This is a genomic window from Burkholderia stagnalis (assembly GCF_039848545.1).
Taxonomy (GTDB): Bacteria; Pseudomonadota; Gammaproteobacteria; order Burkholderiales; family Burkholderiaceae; genus Burkholderia; species Burkholderia stagnalis.
The window spans coordinates 1,130,288-1,147,352 of record NZ_CP156686.1 but is presented as its reverse complement, the minus strand read 5'-3'; the positions used below and the strand labels follow the sequence as shown (position 1 = coordinate 1,147,352).

Below are 17,065 nucleotides of genomic sequence, written 5' to 3'. Positions count from 1 at the left end.
CGTCTCGTCGTGCTGTTTTCCGATCAGAGACCGTCATGTCGGTCCACCCTGCAACAGTCCCGAGCGCCGATCAATTCGCCCTCTACCGGCCGCCGACGGGTGAATGGCATGCCACCCCGTCACTCGCACCGATAGTGGTCTCTGATGAACACAGGCAGATCGTTTGATGGCGGCGTAAAGGGCACTTGATACATCATGTCGCCGACAAAACCACGGTGATATGTACCGTGATTCACGACATGCAGCACGATTTGCTCGCGCGTCATGGCGCCTCGTCCTCCTCCGACAAACTCGAAATGGACGACTTTCGCAAGATCCTCGTCCGACCAGGTGTCGACGAGATCGGTGTACCAACGATCCATTTCCTGAACGGCTTTCCATAGATCTTCAACGGCAGGCGCATGGTCGGTATTGCGCGCGGTATAGCCGTGTTTCTTGCCTTGCAGATGGTGTCTGAAGATATCGTCCACCACATAGACATGGTTCAACGTATGCACCATGTTTCCGAACCGCGTCGGTCTCGGTCGAAGGGCCTCGCCCTCCGGTAGTTCCATCACGGTTCTGAACGTCAGCGCATTCGCCCAGCTCTTGTAGCGCACCAGCATTTTCAAGGTGGCTGCCGCCGATGCGGGGAGCATGGTGCAATCGTTGGTTTGGGACGGAGCGGATGCGCTCTGACCGGTTGTGGACATATTTGAGCTCCTTGAAACACCCTCTTCACCGCGCAAAAATTACCGCCGCCCCCTGTAAAAGTGGAGCGGCGGCATCGCTACCCTCAACCACCCGTCAAACCGCCATCACCGTCACCGACTTCGTCACGAGATACGGCTCGAGCGCCTCCGGCCCGCCTTCCGACCCATAGCCCGAATCCTTCACGCCGCCGAACGGCATTTCCGGCCACGGCGTTGCCGGCTGGTTGATCCACAGCATCCCCACTTCCAGGCGCTGCGTGAGCAGGTGGACGTTCGCGAACGAACGCGTGAACGCGTAGCCCGCGAGGCCGTACGGCAGGCGGTTCGCTTCCGCGATCGCGTCCTCGAGACGGTCGAAGCCGCGGATCGCCGCGACCGGGCCGAACGGTTCGTTGTTGAACACGTCCGCCTCGAGCGGCACGTCGGCCAGCACGGTCGGCGCGAAGAAGTTGCCTTCCGTGCCGATCCGCTCGCCGCCCGTCTCCACCCGTGCGCCCACCGCGCGCGCGTTCTCGACGACCGACGTCATCGCGGCGATCCGGCGCGTGTTCGCGAGCGCGCCGAGCGTCGTGCCTTCTTCCAGCCCGTTGCCGACCTTCAGCCCTTCGGCATGCTTGACCAGCGCGCGCGTGAATTCGTCGCGGATGCTGTTGTGCACGAGGAAGCGCGTCGGCGAAATGCACACCTGCCCCGCGTTGCGGAATTTCGCGCCGCCGGCGGCCTTCACCGCGAGCGCGACGTCCGCGTCCTCGGCGACGATCACCGGCGCATGGCCGCCGAGCTCCATCGTCGCGCGCTTCATGTGCAGGCCCGCGAGCGCGGCGAGCTGCTTGCCGACCGGCGTCGAGCCCGTGAACGTCACCTTGCGGATCACCGGATGCGGGATCAGGTAGCCGGAAATCTCGGCCGGATCGCCGAATACGAGGCCGATCACGCCGGCCGGCACGCCCGCGTCGACGAACGCGCGCAGCAGCGCGGCCGGCGACGCCGGGGTTTCCTCCGGTGCCTTCACGAGGAACGAGCAGCCGGTCGCGAGCGCGGCGCTCAGCTTGCGCACCACCTGGTTGACCGGGAAATTCCACGGCGTGAACGCGGCGACCGGGCCGACCGGCTCCTTCACGACCGTCTGCTGCGCGCCGAGGTTGCGCGGCGGCACGATCCGGCCGTACACGCGCCGGCCTTCGTCGGCGAACCATTCGATGATGTCCGCCGCCGACAGCACTTCGGCGCGCGCCTCGACGAGCGGCTTGCCCTGCTCCTGCGTCATCAGCTGCGCGATCGCGTCCGCGCGTTCGCGCACCAGCGCGGCCGCCTTGCGCATCGTCGCCGCGCGCTCGTGCGCGGGCACCCGGCGCCATTGCTCGAAGCCGCGCTGCGCAGCGGCCAGCGCGCGGTCGAGATCGGCGATGCCCGCATGGGCCACCTTGCCGATCACCTTGCCGGTCGCCGGGTTGACGACGTCGATCGTCTTGCCGCTCGCCGCGTCGGTCCACTCGCCGTCGATCAGGAGCTGCGTATCCGTATAAGTCACGTTAGCCATCCAGACACCTCTGCTTTGCGTCAAAAATGCGCGCCGGCTCGCGAACGAGGGCGCACCGGTGAACCGGGCCGCCGCCGGCGCGCGATGCGCGCCGCGGCAGCCTCGTCGGCAGGCAGCATACCCGCCTTTCGACTTTCATGCGCGACCCGCGGCCGCGCTCAGCGCGCCGCCTGGGTCGCCCGGCGCAGCTTCGCGACCGCCTCCGCCTGCACGGCCGGCGCGCCGTTGTTCCAGCCGGCGCGCATGAACGTCAGCACGTCGGCGATCTGCCGGTCGTTCAGCTGGTTCGCGAACGCCGGCATCGGGTACGCGGACGGCACGCCGCCGATCACCAGCGTCTCGCTGCCGTTCAGCGTCACGTTGATCAGCGACGTCGCGTCGTGCTCCAGCACGTTCGGATTGCCCGCGAGCGGCGCGAGCAGCGGCGCGAACGCCTTGCCGTCCGTGCCGTGGCAGTGCATGCAGTACGCGGTGTACACCTTCGCGCCCGGGTCGTTCGCCGGCCGCAGCAGCGCCGCCTGCGTCACCTTCGGATCGTCGCGGTAAGGCGGCGCGCCCGTGCCGCCCGCCGCCGGCAGCGACTTCAGATAGCGGGACATCGCCGTCAGGTCGTCGTCGGTGAGCGCCTGCGTGCTGTGGTTGATCACGCTCACCATCGAGCCGAACGCCGTCGCATGCCGGTTCGCGCCCGTCTTCAGGAACTGCGCGATGTCGGCCTCGCTCCAGCGGCCGAGCCCCGTGTTGTGCTCGCCGGTCAGGTTCGACGCGAACCAGTTGTCGATCGGCGCGCCGGACAGGAACGCCGCGCCGCCCTCGTCGAGCGCCTTCTCCTGGAAGCCGACGCCGCGCGGCGTGTGGCACGACCCGCAGTGCCCGAGCCCCTGCACGAGGTACGCGCCGCGATTCCACGCCGCATCCTTGCCGGGTTTGTCCACGTAGGCCGTCGTATCGAGGAACACCGCATTCCACAGCTTCAGCGGCCAGCGCATGTTCAGCGGCCACGGAATGTCGGACGCGCGATTCGGCTGCTTCACCGGCTCGACGCCGTGCATGAAATACGCGTAGAGCGCCTTCACGTCGTCGTCCTTCAGCTTCGCGTACGACGGATACGGCATCGCCGGGTACAGGTTGTGGCCGTCCTGCGCGACGCCCGCGCGCAGCGCACGCGCGAAGTCGCCTTCCGTGTAGCGGCCGATGCCGGTATCCGGGTCGGGCGTGATGTTGGTCGTGTAGATCGCGCCCATCGGCGTATCCATCTTCAGGCCGCCCGCGAACGGCGTGCCGCGCGGCGCCGTGTGGCACGCGACGCAGTCGCCGGCCTTCGCGAGATACGCGCCGCGCGCGACGAGCGCCGCGTCGGGCGCGGCGGCCTGCGCGGCCGTGCCGGCCGCCAGCGTGACGGCGGCGGCCGCGCCGAGCGCCTGCGCGGCGCGCGCCAGAGTCATGTTTCGAATCATCCGTAACCTCGATGTCAGGCGGTTTTGAGCTGGTTGCCGACCGGCAGCTTGCGCAGGCGCTTGCCGGTCGCCGCGAAGATCGCGTTCGACAGCGCGGCCGCGGTCGCGGCCGTGCCCGGTTCGCCGATCCCGCCCGGCGCTTCCGCGCTCTTCACGATATGCACGTCGATCGGCGGCGTTTCGTCGATCCGCAGCATCCGGTAGTCGGTGAAGTTGCTCTGCGCCACGCGGCCGTTCTCGATCGTGATCTCGCCGTACAGTGCGCCCGTGATCCCGAAGATGATGCCGCCCTGCACCTGCGCCTCGATCGTGTCCGGGTTGACGGCCATCCCGCAGTCGACCGCGCATACGACGCGCTTGACCTGCACGTCGCCGCCGTCCACCGCGACGTCGACGACGATCGAGAAGAAGCTGCCGAACGCATGCATCACCGACACGCCGCGCCCCTGCCCCTTCGGCAGCGGCGCGCCCCAGCCGGCCGCCTTCGTCGCCACGTCGAGCACGTTGCGCGCACGCGGCGTCTTGCCGAGCAGCGCACGGCGGTACTGCACGGGGTCGGTCTTGGTCTGCGCGGCCAGCTCGTCGATGAAGCTCTCGACGACGAACGTGCCGCGCGTCGGCCCGACGCCGCGCCAGAACGCGGTCGGCACGTGGCGCGGCTCCTGCCGCACATAGTCGACGAGCTGGTTCGGCAGGTCGTACGGCAGTTCGGCGGACACCTCGACCGCGTCCGGATCGACGCCGTCCTTGACGGCCGGCGGCGCGAAGCGCGCGAGGATCGACGAGCCGACGATCCGGTGCCGCCACGCCACCGGCTTGCCGTTCGCGTCGAGCCCGGCCGAGATCCGGTCGTAGTAGTACGGCCGGTACATGTCGTGCTGGATGTCTTCCTCGCGCGTCCAGATCACCTTGACGGGCGCGTTGACCTGCTTCGCGATCTTCACCGCCTGCTCGACCATGTCGACTTCGAGCCGGCGGCCGAAGCCGCCGCCGAGCAGGTGGTTGTTCACGACGATCTTCTCGCGCGGGAAACCCGTGATGCGCTGCACCGCGTCGAGCGCGCGCGTCGGCACCTGGGTGCCGAGCCAGATCTCGCAGCCGTCGGGCCGCACGTGCACCGTGCAGTTGACCGGCTCCATCGTCGCGTGTGCGAGCAGCGGCTGCTCGTACACCGCATCGACGCGCGTCTTCGCATTCGCGAACGCCTTGTCGACGTCGCCGTCCTTGCGCGCGACCGCGCCCTTGGCGCTATCCGCCGCGCGTGCGTGATCCGCGGCGATGTCCTTGGTCGACACCTTCGCGCCCGCGCCTTCGTTCCACTTCACGACCAGCGCCGACGCGCCGCGCTTGGCCGCCCACGTGTGATCGCCGACCACCGCGACCGCGTTGTCCGCGCGCACGACCTGGCGCACGCCGCCGATCCGCTTCGCGGCCGTATCGTCGATGCTCGCGATCGTGCCGCCGAACACCGGACTGTTGACGATCACCGCGTAAAGCATGCCGGGCAGCCGCACGTCGAGCCCGAACTGCGCGGTGCCGTCGACTTTCTCGGGCGAATCGAGGCGCTTGATCGGCTTGCCGATCAGCTTGAAATCGGCCGGCTTCTTCAGCGCGACGTCCTTCGGCACCGGCAGCTTCGCCGCGGCATCCGCGAGCTGGCCGTACGACGCGCGGCGCCCGCTCGGCGGATGCAGCACTTCGCCGTTTTCCGCGCGGCAGGTCGCCGGATCGACGTTCCACTGCTTGGCCGCCGCGCCGACGAGCAGCGTGCGCGCGGTCGCGCCCGCGCGGCGCATCGGCTCCCACGCGTAACGGATCGACGTCGAGCCGCCGGTGAGCTGGCCGCCGAGCAGCGGATCGGCAAACAGCTTCTCGTTCGGCGGCGCATGGTCGAGCGTCACGTTCGACAGCGGCACCTCGAGCTCCTCGGCGATCAGCATCGGCAACGACGTATAGACGCCTTGCCCCATCTCGACCTTCGGCATCACGAGCGTGACCTGCCCGTTGCGATCGATCTGCACGAACGCGTTCGGCGCGAACACGCCGGCGCGCGGGGTTTCATCGGCATCGCCGCCGATCACCGAGCGCCGCGCATCGCCGCCCGCCGCCGGCACGCTGAAGCCGAGCAGCAGGCCGCCGCCCGCCGCCGCGCCGAGCGACATGCCGAACTTGAGGAACCTGCGGCGCGACACGCCCGCGCCGGCCTGGCCTGCCTGGATCAATCCGCGCGACATGTCAGGCCTCCTTCGCGGCCTGCTTGATCGCCGCGCGTACCCGGTTGTAGGTGCCGCAGCGGCAGATGTTGCCCGCCATGGCCGCGTCGATGTCGGCGTCGTTCGGGTGCGGATTCGCCGCGATCAGCGCGGTGGCCGCCATCACCTGCCCCGACTGGCAATAGCCGCACTGCACCACGTCCAGCTCGCGCCATGCCTGCTGGACCTTCCGGCCCGCCGGCGTCGCGCCGACCGCCTCGATCGTCGTGATCTTGCGGCCGGCGACCGCCGCGACCGGCAGCACGCACGAGCGCGCCGCGACACCGTCGAGATGCACGGTGCACGCGCCGCACTGCGCGATGCCGCAGCCGAACTTGGTGCCGGTCAGGCCGACGAGGTCGCGCAGCGCCCAGAGGAGCGGCATGTCGGCGGGCGCGTCCACCGCGTGGTCCGCGCCGTTGATGTTCAGTGTGATCATTCAGCCTCCGGGGCTGGCTGGTGGGGGGACGGCGCGCGCGACGCGCGCCGGGATTCGCGATACGCCGCGCTTGTCTCGCGCGGGCGGGTTGCTGCGGGTTACTGCGGGGCCGTGTCGACGGCCGTCAGCACCTTGACGACCGGCGGCTGCGCGAGCCATTCGCCGGCCTTGGCACGATACGCGACATAGTGCGCGCTTGCGCGATGCGCCTCCAGCGCCTGCTCGTCGTCGTAAATCTCGAAGACGTGGAAGCCGGGCGCGCCGTCCGCCTCGCGGAACAGGTCGTAGCGGCGGTTGCCGGGCTCGGTGCGGGTCGCGGCAACCAGTTGCCGCAGTTCGGCCTCGACCGTCGCGACGTGCTCGGGTTTCGGGATCAGGGTGGCGAATACGTAGATGGACATGATGTTTCCTTGGGCGAATCGAGATATCGGGATATCGGGATGAGCGATGGCGCGCCGCGCGCGCCATCCAATGATGGTTCAGGCCAGTTCGTCGGGACCGACGCGCACGACGACCTTGCCGAAGTTCTTGCCGGCGAGCAGCCCGATCAGCGCGTCAGGCGCGCCGGACAGGCCGTCGACGACGTCCTCGCGCGCCTTCACCTTGCCTTGCGCGACCCATTCGCCCATTTCCTTCAGGAACGTGGCGTAACCCTGTGCATAGTGATCGAGGATGATGAAGCCCTGCATCCGGATGCGCTTGCGCAGCAGGATCGACGTCAGCAGCGGCAGGCGGTCCGGGCCGGCCGGCAGCGCGGTGTCGTTGTAATGCGCGATCAGCCCGCACACCGGCACGCGCGCGCCGATGTTCAGCAGCGGCAGCACCGCGTCGAACACCGCCCCGCCGACGTTCTCGAAATAGACGTCGATGCCGTTCGGACACGCGGCCGCGAGTTGGCTCGCGAAGCCAGGGTCGCGGTGGTCGATGCACGCGTCGAAGCCGAGCGTGCCGGTCACATAGGCAACCTTGTCCGCGCCGCCGGCGATGCCGACCACGCGGCAGCCCTTCAGCTTCGCGATCTGCCCGACCACCGCGCCGACCGCGCCGCTCGCCGCCGCGACGACCACCGTCTCGCCGGCCTTCGGCTCGCCGATCTCGAGCAGGCCCGTGTACGCGGTGAAGCCCGGCATGCCGAGCACGCCGAGCGCGTATGACGGGTGCGCGAAATCGCGGCCGAGCGGAATCAGGTCGCTGCCGTCCGACAGCGCGTAGTCCTGCCAGCCGCCCGACGCGACGACGAGATCGCCTTCGCGAAACGCCGGCAGGTTCGACGCAACGACGCGGCTGACCGTGCCGCCGACCATCACGTCGCCCAGTTCCACCGGCGGCGCATAGGACGGCGCGTCGCTCATCCGGCCGCGCATGTACGGGTCGAGCGACAGCCAGACCGTACGCAGCAGCACCTGGCCCGGCCCCGGCGCCGGCACCGCGCCCGTTTCGGCGCGGAAATCGTTCGGCGTGGGTGCACCCGCCGGGCGCGCGTTCAGGACGATCCTGCGGTTTCCGGTCTTGCTTTGCGACATGTGAACCTCCGTCGATAAGGATGCGTGCGATCGCACGATCCGGTCAGGAAAGGAAATCGGCAACCTGGCCGCCGGCACCCGGCATCGGATGGCCAGCGCGCCGGCTCATGATAAGTAGACCAGTCGTCTAATATCGGGACATAAAATAAGGCGCGCATGTGCGCGCCTCGCTTACTCCTGGGCTCCGTGCTCGCCGGCGGCGGCCGGCAGGTTCAGCATCCGCAGCGTCGCAGCCATCGCGTTTTCGATGGCCTTGCGGTCGCGGTGGATCTTCTCCAGCAGCGTCGCCCCGAGCCACAGCTCGTACAGCACTGCGGCGGTCTGGCGCGAATCGTCGATCCCGTGCAGCGAACCGTCGGCCAGCCCCGCTTCGATGCCGGCCGCGAGCCGCTCGATGATCGCGGCGGTGCCGCGCCGCAGGACCGAACGCATCGCCTCGGACAGATCGGACACCTCGGCGCCGAGCTTCACCGCGAGGCACTTGCCCTGCGGATCGTCGTTGCACTGCGTGAGCTGCCAGTTGGTCCAGTAGCTCATCAGGCGCTCGGCGCCCGTGCCGGCCTGGCGGAGCAGCAGATTGTCGAGATGCTCGAGATAGCCGTCGAAATACGATTCGAGCAGCGCTTCCCCGAACGCCTCCTTCGAGCCGAAGTAATGGTAGAACGAGCCCTTCGGGATGCCCGCCGCGGCGAGAATCTCGTTCAGACCGACCGCCGAAAACCCCTTGTGGAGCATGATCGGCTTCGCGATGTTCAGGATGTGCTGGCGGACTTCCGCGCCTGAAGATGCATTCATGATGTGGCGTATGGTAGCAACGATTAGACCGGTCGTCTAGTAATGTTCAGCCGGTATTTTGAGTCGCACTTTACCCGATTCCGTCAGCGGGGCCGTATCGCGCCCGCGCGCCGGCATGCGCGCGCCGAGGGCATGCCGTGTGACCTGCTCCGGCTGCCGATCGAATAATCAGGACTGCCATCGCCCTGCCTGAGCACGACCGCTGCCCGACGCCGTTCAAATGCAGGCTTCGCGGTCCGGCTTCGCCGTCGACGAAGCAGCGCAGCATCGCGTAGATGCAGTCGGTGAATTTCACCGGGTTTTAATGCACGCCGACTACGATCCCGCGTCATCAATCCACAGACTGATGCCCTTCCATTCTCATTTCATGAAAACGCATTCACCCAACCTGTCGCGCAGAAGCATGCTGGCGGCGGGATCGACGCTCGCCGCGACATCCATATTGAGCGCATGCGGCGGCGACGACATCTCGTCCCGCCCGGTGAACGACGCCGAACTGCAGGCACAGATCGTCGCCAGGCTCAATGCCCAGCTCGGCGATCCGGCCACCGTCGACGCGATGCTGCCGGCGCTGCTGGACGTCGGCTTCACGTGGAGCCTGCCGACGATTCCGGCCGGCCAGATCGGTGCGATCGTCGCGTACAGCTTCGGCAATCGCCCGAACGCGGCGAGCGGCAACACGTCGAGCACGGGCGGCAACCAGGCCGCGCTGCCTGACCCGGGGCCCGTCAACGAAGCGCTCGCCGATGCCGTCCACCGGATCTACGCACTCAAGCCGGTGAAGGTGTATGCGCAATGGGAGATTGCGCGCTTCCTCGCGTCGAAGTACGGCATGGGCGCCGACGTGCTGGCGTCGATCGAACCCGTGATCGCCAGCGACGGCACGATCGTGTATCTCAGCACGGCCGGCGTGGCCGCCGCCGCCGTGTCACGGGCGGGCGGCGCCGCCGCGATGGGCAACGTTGCCGTGGTCGGCCACCGCGACCACGCGAAGCGCTGCATCCAGACGTCGCAGCAAGCGGGCATGAAGGCGTACGCGGCGGCCGACGTGCCGCTGCCGGTCGCCTACGACCCGCAATCCGGCCAGCCCTGGACGCGCAACCGAAGCCTCTACCTCGTCCACGACATGCTGTCGCAGATGGCCACCCGGTCGATCGTCGCGACGGCCCTGGCCTTTCCGAAAGGTTGACCGTGCCAACCGTCCTCATGCATTCGACGCACATGAAAAATCGCCGCCATTTCCTTGCATCCGTGCCCGCGCTCGCCGGCCTGTGCGCCGCCACGCCCGGCTTCGCCGCCGATGTTCCCGCCACCGATGCCGAGCTGCAGCGCCAGATGGCCGGCAAGCTGACGGCCGAACTGAACGATGCCGCGGTAGCCGCCGACGAGACCGGCTACCTGCTCGACACGTTCTTCGCATGGACGCCGCCGACGGTCGACGCCGGCCAGATCGACACGATCGTCGCGTACAGCTTCGGCAATCGCGCGGCGGCCTCCGGCAGCGCGCCGGTGCCGGGCCCCGTGAACGAGGCGATCGCCGATGCCGTGTTCCAGTTGCGCCGGAAAGTCGCGGCGCCGATCGTCGCGCAACAGGAAGTGGCCAGCGTGCTCGCGTCGAAGTACGGGTTGTCGGCAGGCGTGACGTCGATCCCGCTGCCCGCCGCGCCGGCCAGCGCCGGCAACGTCGTGCCGACGCCCGACGGCGTGGCCGCTGCGATCGCCAAGCAGGCCGGCGCGGCCGCGGCGCTCGGCAAAGTCGGCATCGTCACGCATCAGGACCAGGCATCGATCGCCGTGCAGATGTCGAATGCGGCAGGCATGCAGGCTGCGGTGCCCGCGGGCGTATCGCTGCCGTCCGCCTACGACGCGTCGGCACAGCAGCCGGTGCAGCGCAGACGCGACCTCTATCTGCTCGGCATCGTGGCTACGCGGCTCGGCTTGCTGCGGCTCGCGTTGATCAAGCAGGAATATCCGAACGGATGACGGACGCCCGGGCCGCGGGCGCCCGTCGCGGTGATCGTCGCCATCGATTCGATCCGGCGACAGGTTCGACCGACAACCGCGAAACATGCTTCGCCGTCGGATCGTCGAATCGGGCCAGTCGGGCCTCCGTCATTCGCTCGACGCACCCGGCCGCGGCTTTGCCGCGCGCTGCTTCCTGACGGTCGGCGCCGAAGCCGCCGCCTTCGCCGGACGTGCCGCCGCCCGGCGAGGCGCCGCAAGCGCCGCCATTTCGCGCCGCAGCGTGTCGAGTTCGTTCCCGTACGCGGCGCTGGCCGCGCTCGCTCCGTCGAGCTGCCCCTGAAGCACCCCGCATCGATGCAGCGAGTCGCCCAGTTGCGCCTGCAACGCGGCGAGGTCGCCGCGATGTTGCGCATCGCGCTTTTCGGCGCGCGCCGCCATCGCGTCGAGTTCCTTCTGCAATCGCGCCGCGGCCGTGCGTTCGCGATCGATCTCCTGAAGCGCCCGCTTCTCCGACGTGCGTAAGCGCTCCTCGGCCCGGTTTGCGTCGTCGCGCAAGCGATCGAGTTGCGCGGTGAAATCCACGCGCGCCAGCGCCAGTGCGCGATCGCCTTCCGTGTTGTTCGTTTGCAGCCGCTCGATGTCCGCCTCGAGCGCACGCCGTTGATACAGCCGGTTGGCGGTCGGCGTGATGCCGAACCGGAAGAACAGCAGCGCGCAGGCTTCGCGGTACAGCTCGCGGGTTTTCGGGAAGTCGGCCTTCATGCGCTCGATTTCGGCGGCGAGGCGGGTTTCGTCGGAGGCGATGTCGGGCATGAGCCATCGTTCTCGACTGCCCGCGTGGCAACCGCTGCCGACGGGAGCGGCGATTATGACAGCGGCGCCGGAACGGTGTCGCGGAGCGCGAATTCCGGACGGGCCGGTTTGCATTTGCGCGTTGCGGTCAGGATAAGTTTTCTTATCTTAATGGCTGCATTGCAATGCAAAACTGACGGCCGGCGAAACGCACAGGCCCGCCATTCCGACCACATAGCAACCTGTGGTGGAATTTTTTGACCAATCAGGTCGTGAATCTCGCGTCGATACTGTCGGAATCCTGTCAGGCTCGACGGGCCGTTGCGGGAGGTCGCGTCACAAGAAAATCACGACGGAAGTCATCGATCCAGCAAGCGTCAATGGTGTCACGTCGCTTAACCGGTTGACGTGCATCAAGGTTGGGTCCATGGCCAAACCTAGACTGGACCCATGCCCGCGTCAGAGGACGCCACCAGCCATTCATCACAGGAGTACGCCGTGCGCATCACCGTTCATCTCGACACGTTCGCGCATGCCGGCCCGTCGGCATATGCGATCGTCTGGCTTGATTTCGACGAGCACAAGTGGTCGTGCGAAGGGCACGACGCCATGGCAATGCCGTCATGGGGGACGCTTGCCCGGGCCGGCGACGGCATCCGGCTTGCCCTGCCCGATTCCGACCATCCGCTCATCGTCCTCGACGACTTCGCGTCCGGCAATGCCAAGGCGCCGAGTGTCGGTGCATGCGGCATGGCACGCTGGTACCGGCACGCCCATCACACGCCAGATGCCGGCCGCTGGTGCGTGCAGTGCGTCGATACCGAGCAGGCCGAACCCGAGCACCGGCTGTTTGCAGACGACGCAGGCTGAGCGCGTTGCACGCGCTGTGCCGGCATTCCGGTTCGGTGGACGAGCCTCGGGCGAAACGCACGCGCGAACCGCTAATCCTCCGTTTCCGGAATCGCATTGACGATCATCGAGAACAGCTTGCCGAGATCGTCTTCGAGTTTGACGCCATCGAACGGATCGCGATTCGCTCCGAACGCGAGATCGAGTTCCGCCCAGTCCTCTTCCGTCAGCAAACGCCTGGCGGCCGGCAATATCAGCGTCTCCTCCATGCACCGGTGATCCGAATAGAACTCGGCATATTCATCCACCAGCGCCACCAGGGCCGCGAGTGCGGGCGCCCCCTTCAATTCGTATCGGGTCAGCGCGTGCTCGAGATTGGTTAGCATCCCGTCACCTCGGGCGTGCTGAGTCTCCAGTTCGTCGAGGACGCCGTCGAATTCGGGAGACGCATCCCGCAATGGCGCAAACAGGTAGCGCTCCTCTTTCGGATGATGTACCTGCTCGGGGTACTCTCGGATGTAATAGAGCATCGCCCTGAACACCATGAGACCCGGAACGGGTTTGCCAGCCGCCAGCAGATGGACATAGCGCCGCATGCCCGCGATGACGGCAGACAGCCGTTCGTGCTCACGGAGGATTACGGCGATCGCGGCACGCGGCTTCAACGAGGACATACCCAACCCCACGGAAACAGGCGAAATGCACTGGCGATCGCTTGACCGACTCGGTTGCTCGGCAAGCCCGTTAGCCAGTGCCCACAATCTCCATCTTGGTCGGCTGCGGCTCGACATCAAAGTGCGCCGACGCCACGGCTTTGAGGGAGATCAAAGAGTGTGCCGGCACGGCAACGCGCGAAGTCGGCCTGCTTCGGCCGAGTTGAACAGGCACCCGGCCGACTGAATTGCGCGTGCCTGCCATCGATCCGGCACCTGGTTTTCGAGGTCCGGCTGAGCTCCGCTGCCGGTACGATCGTGCCAAGATCGGCATGGCGTCGCCATTGCGATACTCGATGACGACGATGTCGCCGACGTGACTTCGGCACATGCGATCAGCCAGTTCAAGCGCACTGCAATCGATCGTTCAGGATTCGAACGGCTGCGTGCTGACTCTTCCTGCATGCAGGATTTGCCGCCTGTTTCGCCGAACGCGGGTAACGCATGCTGCGTCGTGCGTTCAGATTGAGTGTGCAGGCTGGTCGGCGGTAGACGCACGTCGACGCATCGAGTCAGCGCGCTGCCGCTGTTGCGATAGCTTCTTGCAACCGGCGCGTCGCCCGTTCCGCAAACGTCGTCAGAACCGGACTGGCGCTGTCGTGAAGTGCTTCGCGCGACGTTACCTGGCATTCCGCGATCGGTGATTTGCGTGCCAGCGTGCGCATTTGCGCCAGCGCGGAGTCCGCGCCACGCTGCGCGAAGCTGCAAAAGAGCGCGATGCGCGGCAACTGGTGCCAATACGCGTTGAGGTAGGAACGCACCGGCGACGATACGCAGCCTGCCCACACCGGCGAACCGATCACGACAAGGTCGTATGCCGACGGATCCCGCTTCGGCGTAACGATGTCTGCCGGCTTCTGATTGACCGCCTCGACGATCGAGCGCAGATACCCGAACGGCCCGGCGCGACCGCGCGTTTCGACGATTTCCTCGATATCGGCATGCAGCATGGCGGCCAGTGCGGATCCGGTCCTGCGGGTCGTGCCCGTCCGCGAATAGAACACCACGAGTATCTTGCCTCCGAACATGGCACCCTCCTTGATATCCACGCCCCAACATGCAGGCACGCCATATGTCGAGGTTAGGCTAGCGAATCGACCGATCGCTGATCGACATCAATCGCACGTCTCGCGATGGCTGCAAGGTTCGCTGGCGCCGGCCGGGTTTGCGCGACGAGCCGGCCACACGGCAGCAGACGGGCCGCCGTGCAGCCATTCGTGCGTCGTGGCTGGGCGAGCACGCGAACCGGAGCGTGCTGATCCTGACGTCCCTTACGGTGATCGCACTACCGATCAACCTGAGTGGGCCTGCCCGGCATGAACGTCGACGAGATTCCGCTCAGGAGCCGCGGCATCGGCTTTGCGGTGTTCCTGTCCATCGCGCTGCTGCCGACAGCCGTCGCAGCCTGGCTCTTCTACCGGTTCGCGCTGGACCGACTCTACGCATCGGAAATTGCCGCTTGAAACTGCGTGTTGACGGTACTCACGGTCAATTTCTGCTAGACGCGGATTTCAGCGATCGCGCTTTCTAATTTTCCGCACCGAGTGCATGAAACATTTCGTCTTCCTGAGCGCAATGCAGTCGAACCACCGCCTCCAGCCCATACAGCAGGCGCTGAATCTCACGTAAGCCCACCGAGTCCGGTCCGTCAGGCGGCATGTCCGTTGCCATTTGTTCCAGCAGACGGGTCATCCTGAATATCTCGCGATGCGAGCCGCTCATCGCCGCCAGCGGGTCTTCACCTCCCAACAGCGGCACGAGCCCCGGATAAACATCGAGATCGTCGGACCTTTCGTGAGGAACCAGGCTACGGGCCAATGTGCCGTTCACGTCCGTGAGTGCAGTCCGAACGGCCGTTCCGGGCAAGCGCGGCAGTTCGTCGGCGAGGTCTCTTATCTCCTTCAGCACCGGAGCGAGCCGGACATGCTCTGCCTTCATCCGCTCCGCGTCGATGGAGGCGAGGCCACCCGCCCTCGATACCGATCGTGTTCCCGAAGCCCGCAGCGCATTGATGATTACCGCAACGTCGATGATTTCCTGCAGTATCGCCCCGCCGATGGGCGGCAGGAATCCGAACGCCGCCACGCCCATTGCGACGATCGACAGCGCCATGCCGGCCGTGACGCTCTCGACGGCGATCCGACGGGACCGCTTCGCAATTCGCAAGGCCTCCACAAGGCGATCCAGACGGTCGACCAGCAGCACGACGTCGGCCGCTTCGGACGATGCCGCTGCGCCCCGCGCGCCCATTGCCACGCCGACGTCCGCAGCCGCCAGCGCAGGCGCGTCGTTGATGCCATCTCCGACCATGATCACCACGCCTTCATGCTGCGCAGCTTGAATGGCCGCGAGCTTGTCCGCCGGAGACTGTTCCGCCCTCACTTCGGTGACGCCTGCCGTGGCGCCGACGGTCTCCGCGATGTCGCGCCGGTCGCCGGTCAGCATCACGATTCGGCTGACGCCACCCTGCCGCAGCAGGCGCAGCGCCCTGGGCGTCTCGAGCCGAACCTGGTCGGCCAGTTGGACTGCCCCGATCATGACGCCGTCGACGCCGACGAACACCACCGATCCGCCTTCGTAGCCAACGTGCCTCAGGAGCGGCTCGCTCCATGGCGCGACCGATGCGTGTGTCGAAACGAAAGCGAACGAGCCGATCGCAACCGCCTGGCCGTCCACCTGCCCGGTCAATCCGGCGCCAGGAGACTCCTGGATTGTCGATGGCGATGACAGATTCACATGGCGCTCACGCGCGGCAATGGTCAATGCCTCGGAAATCACATGCCCGGACGCTTGCGCCAAAGACGCCGCGAATCGCAGTACGGTGTCGTGCGTCACGCCTGGGCTACTTTCAATCGAGACGAGACGGGCTCGGCCGCCCGTGAGCGTTCCGGTCTTGTCGAAAAAGAGGATGGACGCTTGCGCGAGACGCTCCAACGCGCCGCCACCCTTGACAAGAATCCCGCGCTTCGCACAACGCGACATGCCGGAGACGATTGCGACCGGCACCGCAAGGATCAGCGGACACGGCGTCGCGACGACGAGCACGGCGAGCGCGCGCCTGATATCGCCGGTCGCCAACCAGCTTCCGCCGGCCAGCAATAGCGCAATCAGCACGAAAACCAATGCGTAGCGGTCCGCCAGCCTTGCCGCCGGGCTGCGTTCCCGTTGTGCCGACTGCACCATGCGGACGATGCCGGCATACGTGCTGCCGCCGGCGCTCGCAGAGGCCACCATCTCGAACGGCGTGCCGGCATTGACCACCCCGCTGCATACGGATTCGCCGGGCAGCCGACGGAGCGCGACCGATTCACCGGTCAGCATGGATTCGTCCAGTTCGGCCGCGCCGGTCAACACACCGTCAACCGGCACGAACTCGCCGCTTCGCACGAGCAGCCTGTCACCGGGCCCCACATGCTCCAGGGCCACCTGGCGCCATTCACCGTTTTCGAAACGCGCCGCGTGATGCGGTGTCCTGCGCAGCAACGCCGTCATTTCCCGCTGCGCCCTGCGTTGCGCGTACTGCTCGAGCGCCCGCCCGCTCGCCAGCATCAGCCCGATGATGGCCCCCGCGAGATATTCGCCGAGCGTCAAGGCCAGGCCGATCGCAAGCCACGCCAGGACGTCGATTCCGGCTTCACGTCTGGCCAATGCCGTCGCGATGGAGGTGGTCACTGCCAGCAGAACCGACAGCGCGCCGCAGAGCCACATCGCGCGCGCAAGCGCGCTCATGCCGATCGCGGTCAAGGCAAAGCCCGCCACCAGCGTGACTGCGGAGACGCTCAGTACCGCGAAATCAACGGAGCGCGGAATGATAGGCATGACGTACGCGGGAAGTGTCGAATGTCGGCTGGCAATCAGGATTCCGGGCGCAATCGCCACGGGATTCCCGCTTCAGTCTATGTATCGCGCCCCATGGAAATTTGACAGGCATCAACAGTTTCCGCGACGCATTGGGACGGGGCGCTGCTGTCGACTCGGCTCTGTACCCTGGATGGGGACGCTGGCGGCTATGCGCGCATGCGTTGCGGCACGATCGGATCGCGGCGCC

At 67.0% G+C, this 17,065-nt stretch carries 16 protein-coding genes; 4 read left to right on the top strand and 12 right to left on the bottom strand.

The window, feature by feature from the left end; all coding sequences use genetic code 11:
* Positions 1–119: 119 nt before the first annotated feature.
* The 8 genes from ABFO07_RS21905 to ABFO07_RS21870 form a co-directional block, all read right to left on the bottom strand.
* A complete protein-coding gene (locus ABFO07_RS21905) occupies positions 120–638 on the bottom strand; it encodes a DinB family protein (RefSeq protein WP_059893144.1) in 519 nt (172 codons plus the stop codon).
* Between the two features lie 148 nt (positions 639–786).
* Complete coding sequence (locus tag ABFO07_RS21900; RefSeq protein WP_060148615.1) at positions 787–2,232, bottom strand: NAD-dependent succinate-semialdehyde dehydrogenase; 1,446 nt, start codon at positions 2,230–2,232, stop codon at positions 787–789.
* 158 nt (positions 2,233–2,390) lie between these two features.
* Positions 2,391–3,677 carry a c-type cytochrome gene (locus tag ABFO07_RS21895; protein ID WP_230944952.1) on the bottom strand — a complete coding sequence of 429 codons (1,287 nt, stop codon included), beginning with the start codon at positions 3,675–3,677 and terminating at the stop codon, positions 2,391–2,393.
* A gap of 26 nt (positions 3,678–3,703) precedes the next feature.
* Positions 3,704–5,923, bottom strand: coding sequence for a xanthine dehydrogenase family protein molybdopterin-binding subunit (locus tag ABFO07_RS21890; protein ID WP_347469559.1), 2,220 nt, complete (start codon positions 5,921–5,923; stop codon positions 3,704–3,706).
* Between the two features lies 1 nt (position 5,924).
* Positions 5,925–6,380 carry a (2Fe-2S)-binding protein gene (locus ABFO07_RS21885; protein ID WP_059805275.1) on the bottom strand — a complete coding sequence of 152 codons (456 nt, stop codon included), beginning with the start codon at positions 6,378–6,380 and terminating at the stop codon, positions 5,925–5,927.
* A 98-nt stretch (positions 6,381–6,478) separates the two neighbouring features.
* Positions 6,479–6,781, bottom strand: a complete 303-nt coding sequence (locus tag ABFO07_RS21880; RefSeq protein ID WP_059893150.1) for a putative quinol monooxygenase — start codon at positions 6,779–6,781, stop codon at positions 6,479–6,481.
* Between the two features lie 78 nt (positions 6,782–6,859).
* Entirely contained in the window at positions 6,860–7,903 is a 1,044-nt protein-coding gene (locus tag ABFO07_RS21875; protein WP_347469558.1) for an NADP-dependent oxidoreductase, read from the bottom strand.
* A gap of 171 nt (positions 7,904–8,074) precedes the next feature.
* On the bottom strand, positions 8,075–8,698 hold the full coding sequence (locus ABFO07_RS21870; RefSeq protein WP_059805267.1) for a TetR/AcrR family transcriptional regulator: 624 nt from the start codon (positions 8,696–8,698) through the stop codon (positions 8,075–8,077).
* Positions 8,699–9,065: 367 nt separating this feature from the next.
* Here ABFO07_RS21870 and ABFO07_RS21865 point away from each other — a divergent pair, with 367 nt between their 5' ends.
* Positions 9,066–9,887: a hypothetical protein gene (locus ABFO07_RS21865; protein WP_059962978.1), complete on the top strand. Its 822-nt coding sequence runs from the start codon at positions 9,066–9,068 to the stop codon at positions 9,885–9,887.
* A 32-nt stretch (positions 9,888–9,919) separates the two neighbouring features.
* Positions 9,920–10,681: a Tat pathway signal protein gene (locus ABFO07_RS21860; RefSeq protein WP_347469557.1), complete on the top strand. Its 762-nt coding sequence runs from the start codon at positions 9,920–9,922 to the stop codon at positions 10,679–10,681.
* Between the two features lie 129 nt (positions 10,682–10,810).
* Here the strand turns inward: ABFO07_RS21860 and ABFO07_RS21855 are convergent, their stop codons facing one another.
* Positions 10,811–11,476, bottom strand: coding sequence for a hypothetical protein (locus tag ABFO07_RS21855; protein WP_347469678.1), 666 nt, complete (start codon positions 11,474–11,476; stop codon positions 10,811–10,813).
* Between the two features lie 477 nt (positions 11,477–11,953).
* Between ABFO07_RS21855 and ABFO07_RS21850 the strand changes: the two genes are divergently transcribed.
* Positions 11,954–12,325 (top strand): DUF3564 family protein, encoded by a 372-nt coding sequence (locus tag ABFO07_RS21850; RefSeq protein WP_059564053.1) that lies wholly within the window; start codon positions 11,954–11,956, stop codon positions 12,323–12,325.
* Between the two features lie 71 nt (positions 12,326–12,396).
* On the opposite strand, the gene ABFO07_RS21845 is transcribed toward ABFO07_RS21850, so the two are convergent.
* Entirely contained in the window at positions 12,397–12,978 is a 582-nt protein-coding gene (locus ABFO07_RS21845; protein WP_059883460.1) for a hemerythrin domain-containing protein, read from the bottom strand.
* 551 nt (positions 12,979–13,529) lie between these two features.
* Positions 13,530–14,045: a flavodoxin family protein gene (locus ABFO07_RS21840; RefSeq protein WP_322230018.1), complete on the bottom strand. Its 516-nt coding sequence runs from the start codon at positions 14,043–14,045 to the stop codon at positions 13,530–13,532.
* Positions 14,046–14,333: 288 nt separating this feature from the next.
* On the opposite strand from ABFO07_RS21840, the gene ABFO07_RS21835 reads away from it, so the two are divergent.
* Positions 14,334–14,480: a hypothetical protein gene (locus tag ABFO07_RS21835; protein WP_347469556.1), complete on the top strand. Its 147-nt coding sequence runs from the start codon at positions 14,334–14,336 to the stop codon at positions 14,478–14,480.
* Between the two features lie 64 nt (positions 14,481–14,544).
* Here the strand turns inward: ABFO07_RS21835 and ABFO07_RS21830 are convergent, their stop codons facing one another.
* Positions 14,545–16,836 carry a heavy metal translocating P-type ATPase gene (locus ABFO07_RS21830; protein ID WP_060015116.1) on the bottom strand — a complete coding sequence of 764 codons (2,292 nt, stop codon included), beginning with the start codon at positions 16,834–16,836 and terminating at the stop codon, positions 14,545–14,547.
* Between the last annotated feature and the right edge of the window lie 229 nt (positions 16,837–17,065).

Bases quoted from the DNA above. Each gene is read 5' to 3' on its own strand.
- ABFO07_RS21905 (WP_059893144.1), bottom strand. From the start codon at position 638: ATGCTCCCCGCATCGGCGGCAGCCACCTTGAAAATGCTGGTGCGCTAC.
- ABFO07_RS21900 (WP_060148615.1), bottom strand. From the start codon at position 2,232: ATGGCTAACGTGACTTATACGGATACGCAGCTCCTGATCGACGGCGAG.
- ABFO07_RS21895 (WP_230944952.1), bottom strand. From the start codon at position 3,677: ATGACTCTGGCGCGCGCCGCGCAGGCGCTCGGCGCGGCCGCCGCCGTC.
- ABFO07_RS21890 (WP_347469559.1), bottom strand. From the start codon at position 5,923: ATGTCGCGCGGATTGATCCAGGCAGGCCAGGCCGGCGCGGGCGTGTCG.
- ABFO07_RS21885 (WP_059805275.1), bottom strand. From the start codon at position 6,380: ATGATCACACTGAACATCAACGGCGCGGACCACGCGGTGGACGCGCCC.
- ABFO07_RS21880 (WP_059893150.1), bottom strand. From the start codon at position 6,781: ATGTCCATCTACGTATTCGCCACCCTGATCCCGAAACCCGAGCACGTC.
- ABFO07_RS21875 (WP_347469558.1), bottom strand. From the start codon at position 7,903: ATGTCGCAAAGCAAGACCGGAAACCGCAGGATCGTCCTGAACGCGCGC.
- ABFO07_RS21870 (WP_059805267.1), bottom strand. From the start codon at position 8,698: ATGAATGCATCTTCAGGCGCGGAAGTCCGCCAGCACATCCTGAACATC.
- ABFO07_RS21865 (WP_059962978.1), top strand. From the start codon at position 9,066: ATGAAAACGCATTCACCCAACCTGTCGCGCAGAAGCATGCTGGCGGCG.
- ABFO07_RS21860 (WP_347469557.1), top strand. From the start codon at position 9,920: ATGAAAAATCGCCGCCATTTCCTTGCATCCGTGCCCGCGCTCGCCGGC.
- ABFO07_RS21855 (WP_347469678.1), bottom strand. From the start codon at position 11,476: ATGCCCGACATCGCCTCCGACGAAACCCGCCTCGCCGCCGAAATCGAG.
- ABFO07_RS21845 (WP_059883460.1), bottom strand. From the start codon at position 12,978: ATGTCCTCGTTGAAGCCGCGTGCCGCGATCGCCGTAATCCTCCGTGAG.
- ABFO07_RS21840 (WP_322230018.1), bottom strand. From the start codon at position 14,045: ATGTTCGGAGGCAAGATACTCGTGGTGTTCTATTCGCGGACGGGCACG.
- ABFO07_RS21835 (WP_347469556.1), top strand. From the start codon at position 14,334: ATGAACGTCGACGAGATTCCGCTCAGGAGCCGCGGCATCGGCTTTGCG.
- ABFO07_RS21830 (WP_060015116.1), bottom strand. From the start codon at position 16,836: ATGCCTATCATTCCGCGCTCCGTTGATTTCGCGGTACTGAGCGTCTCC.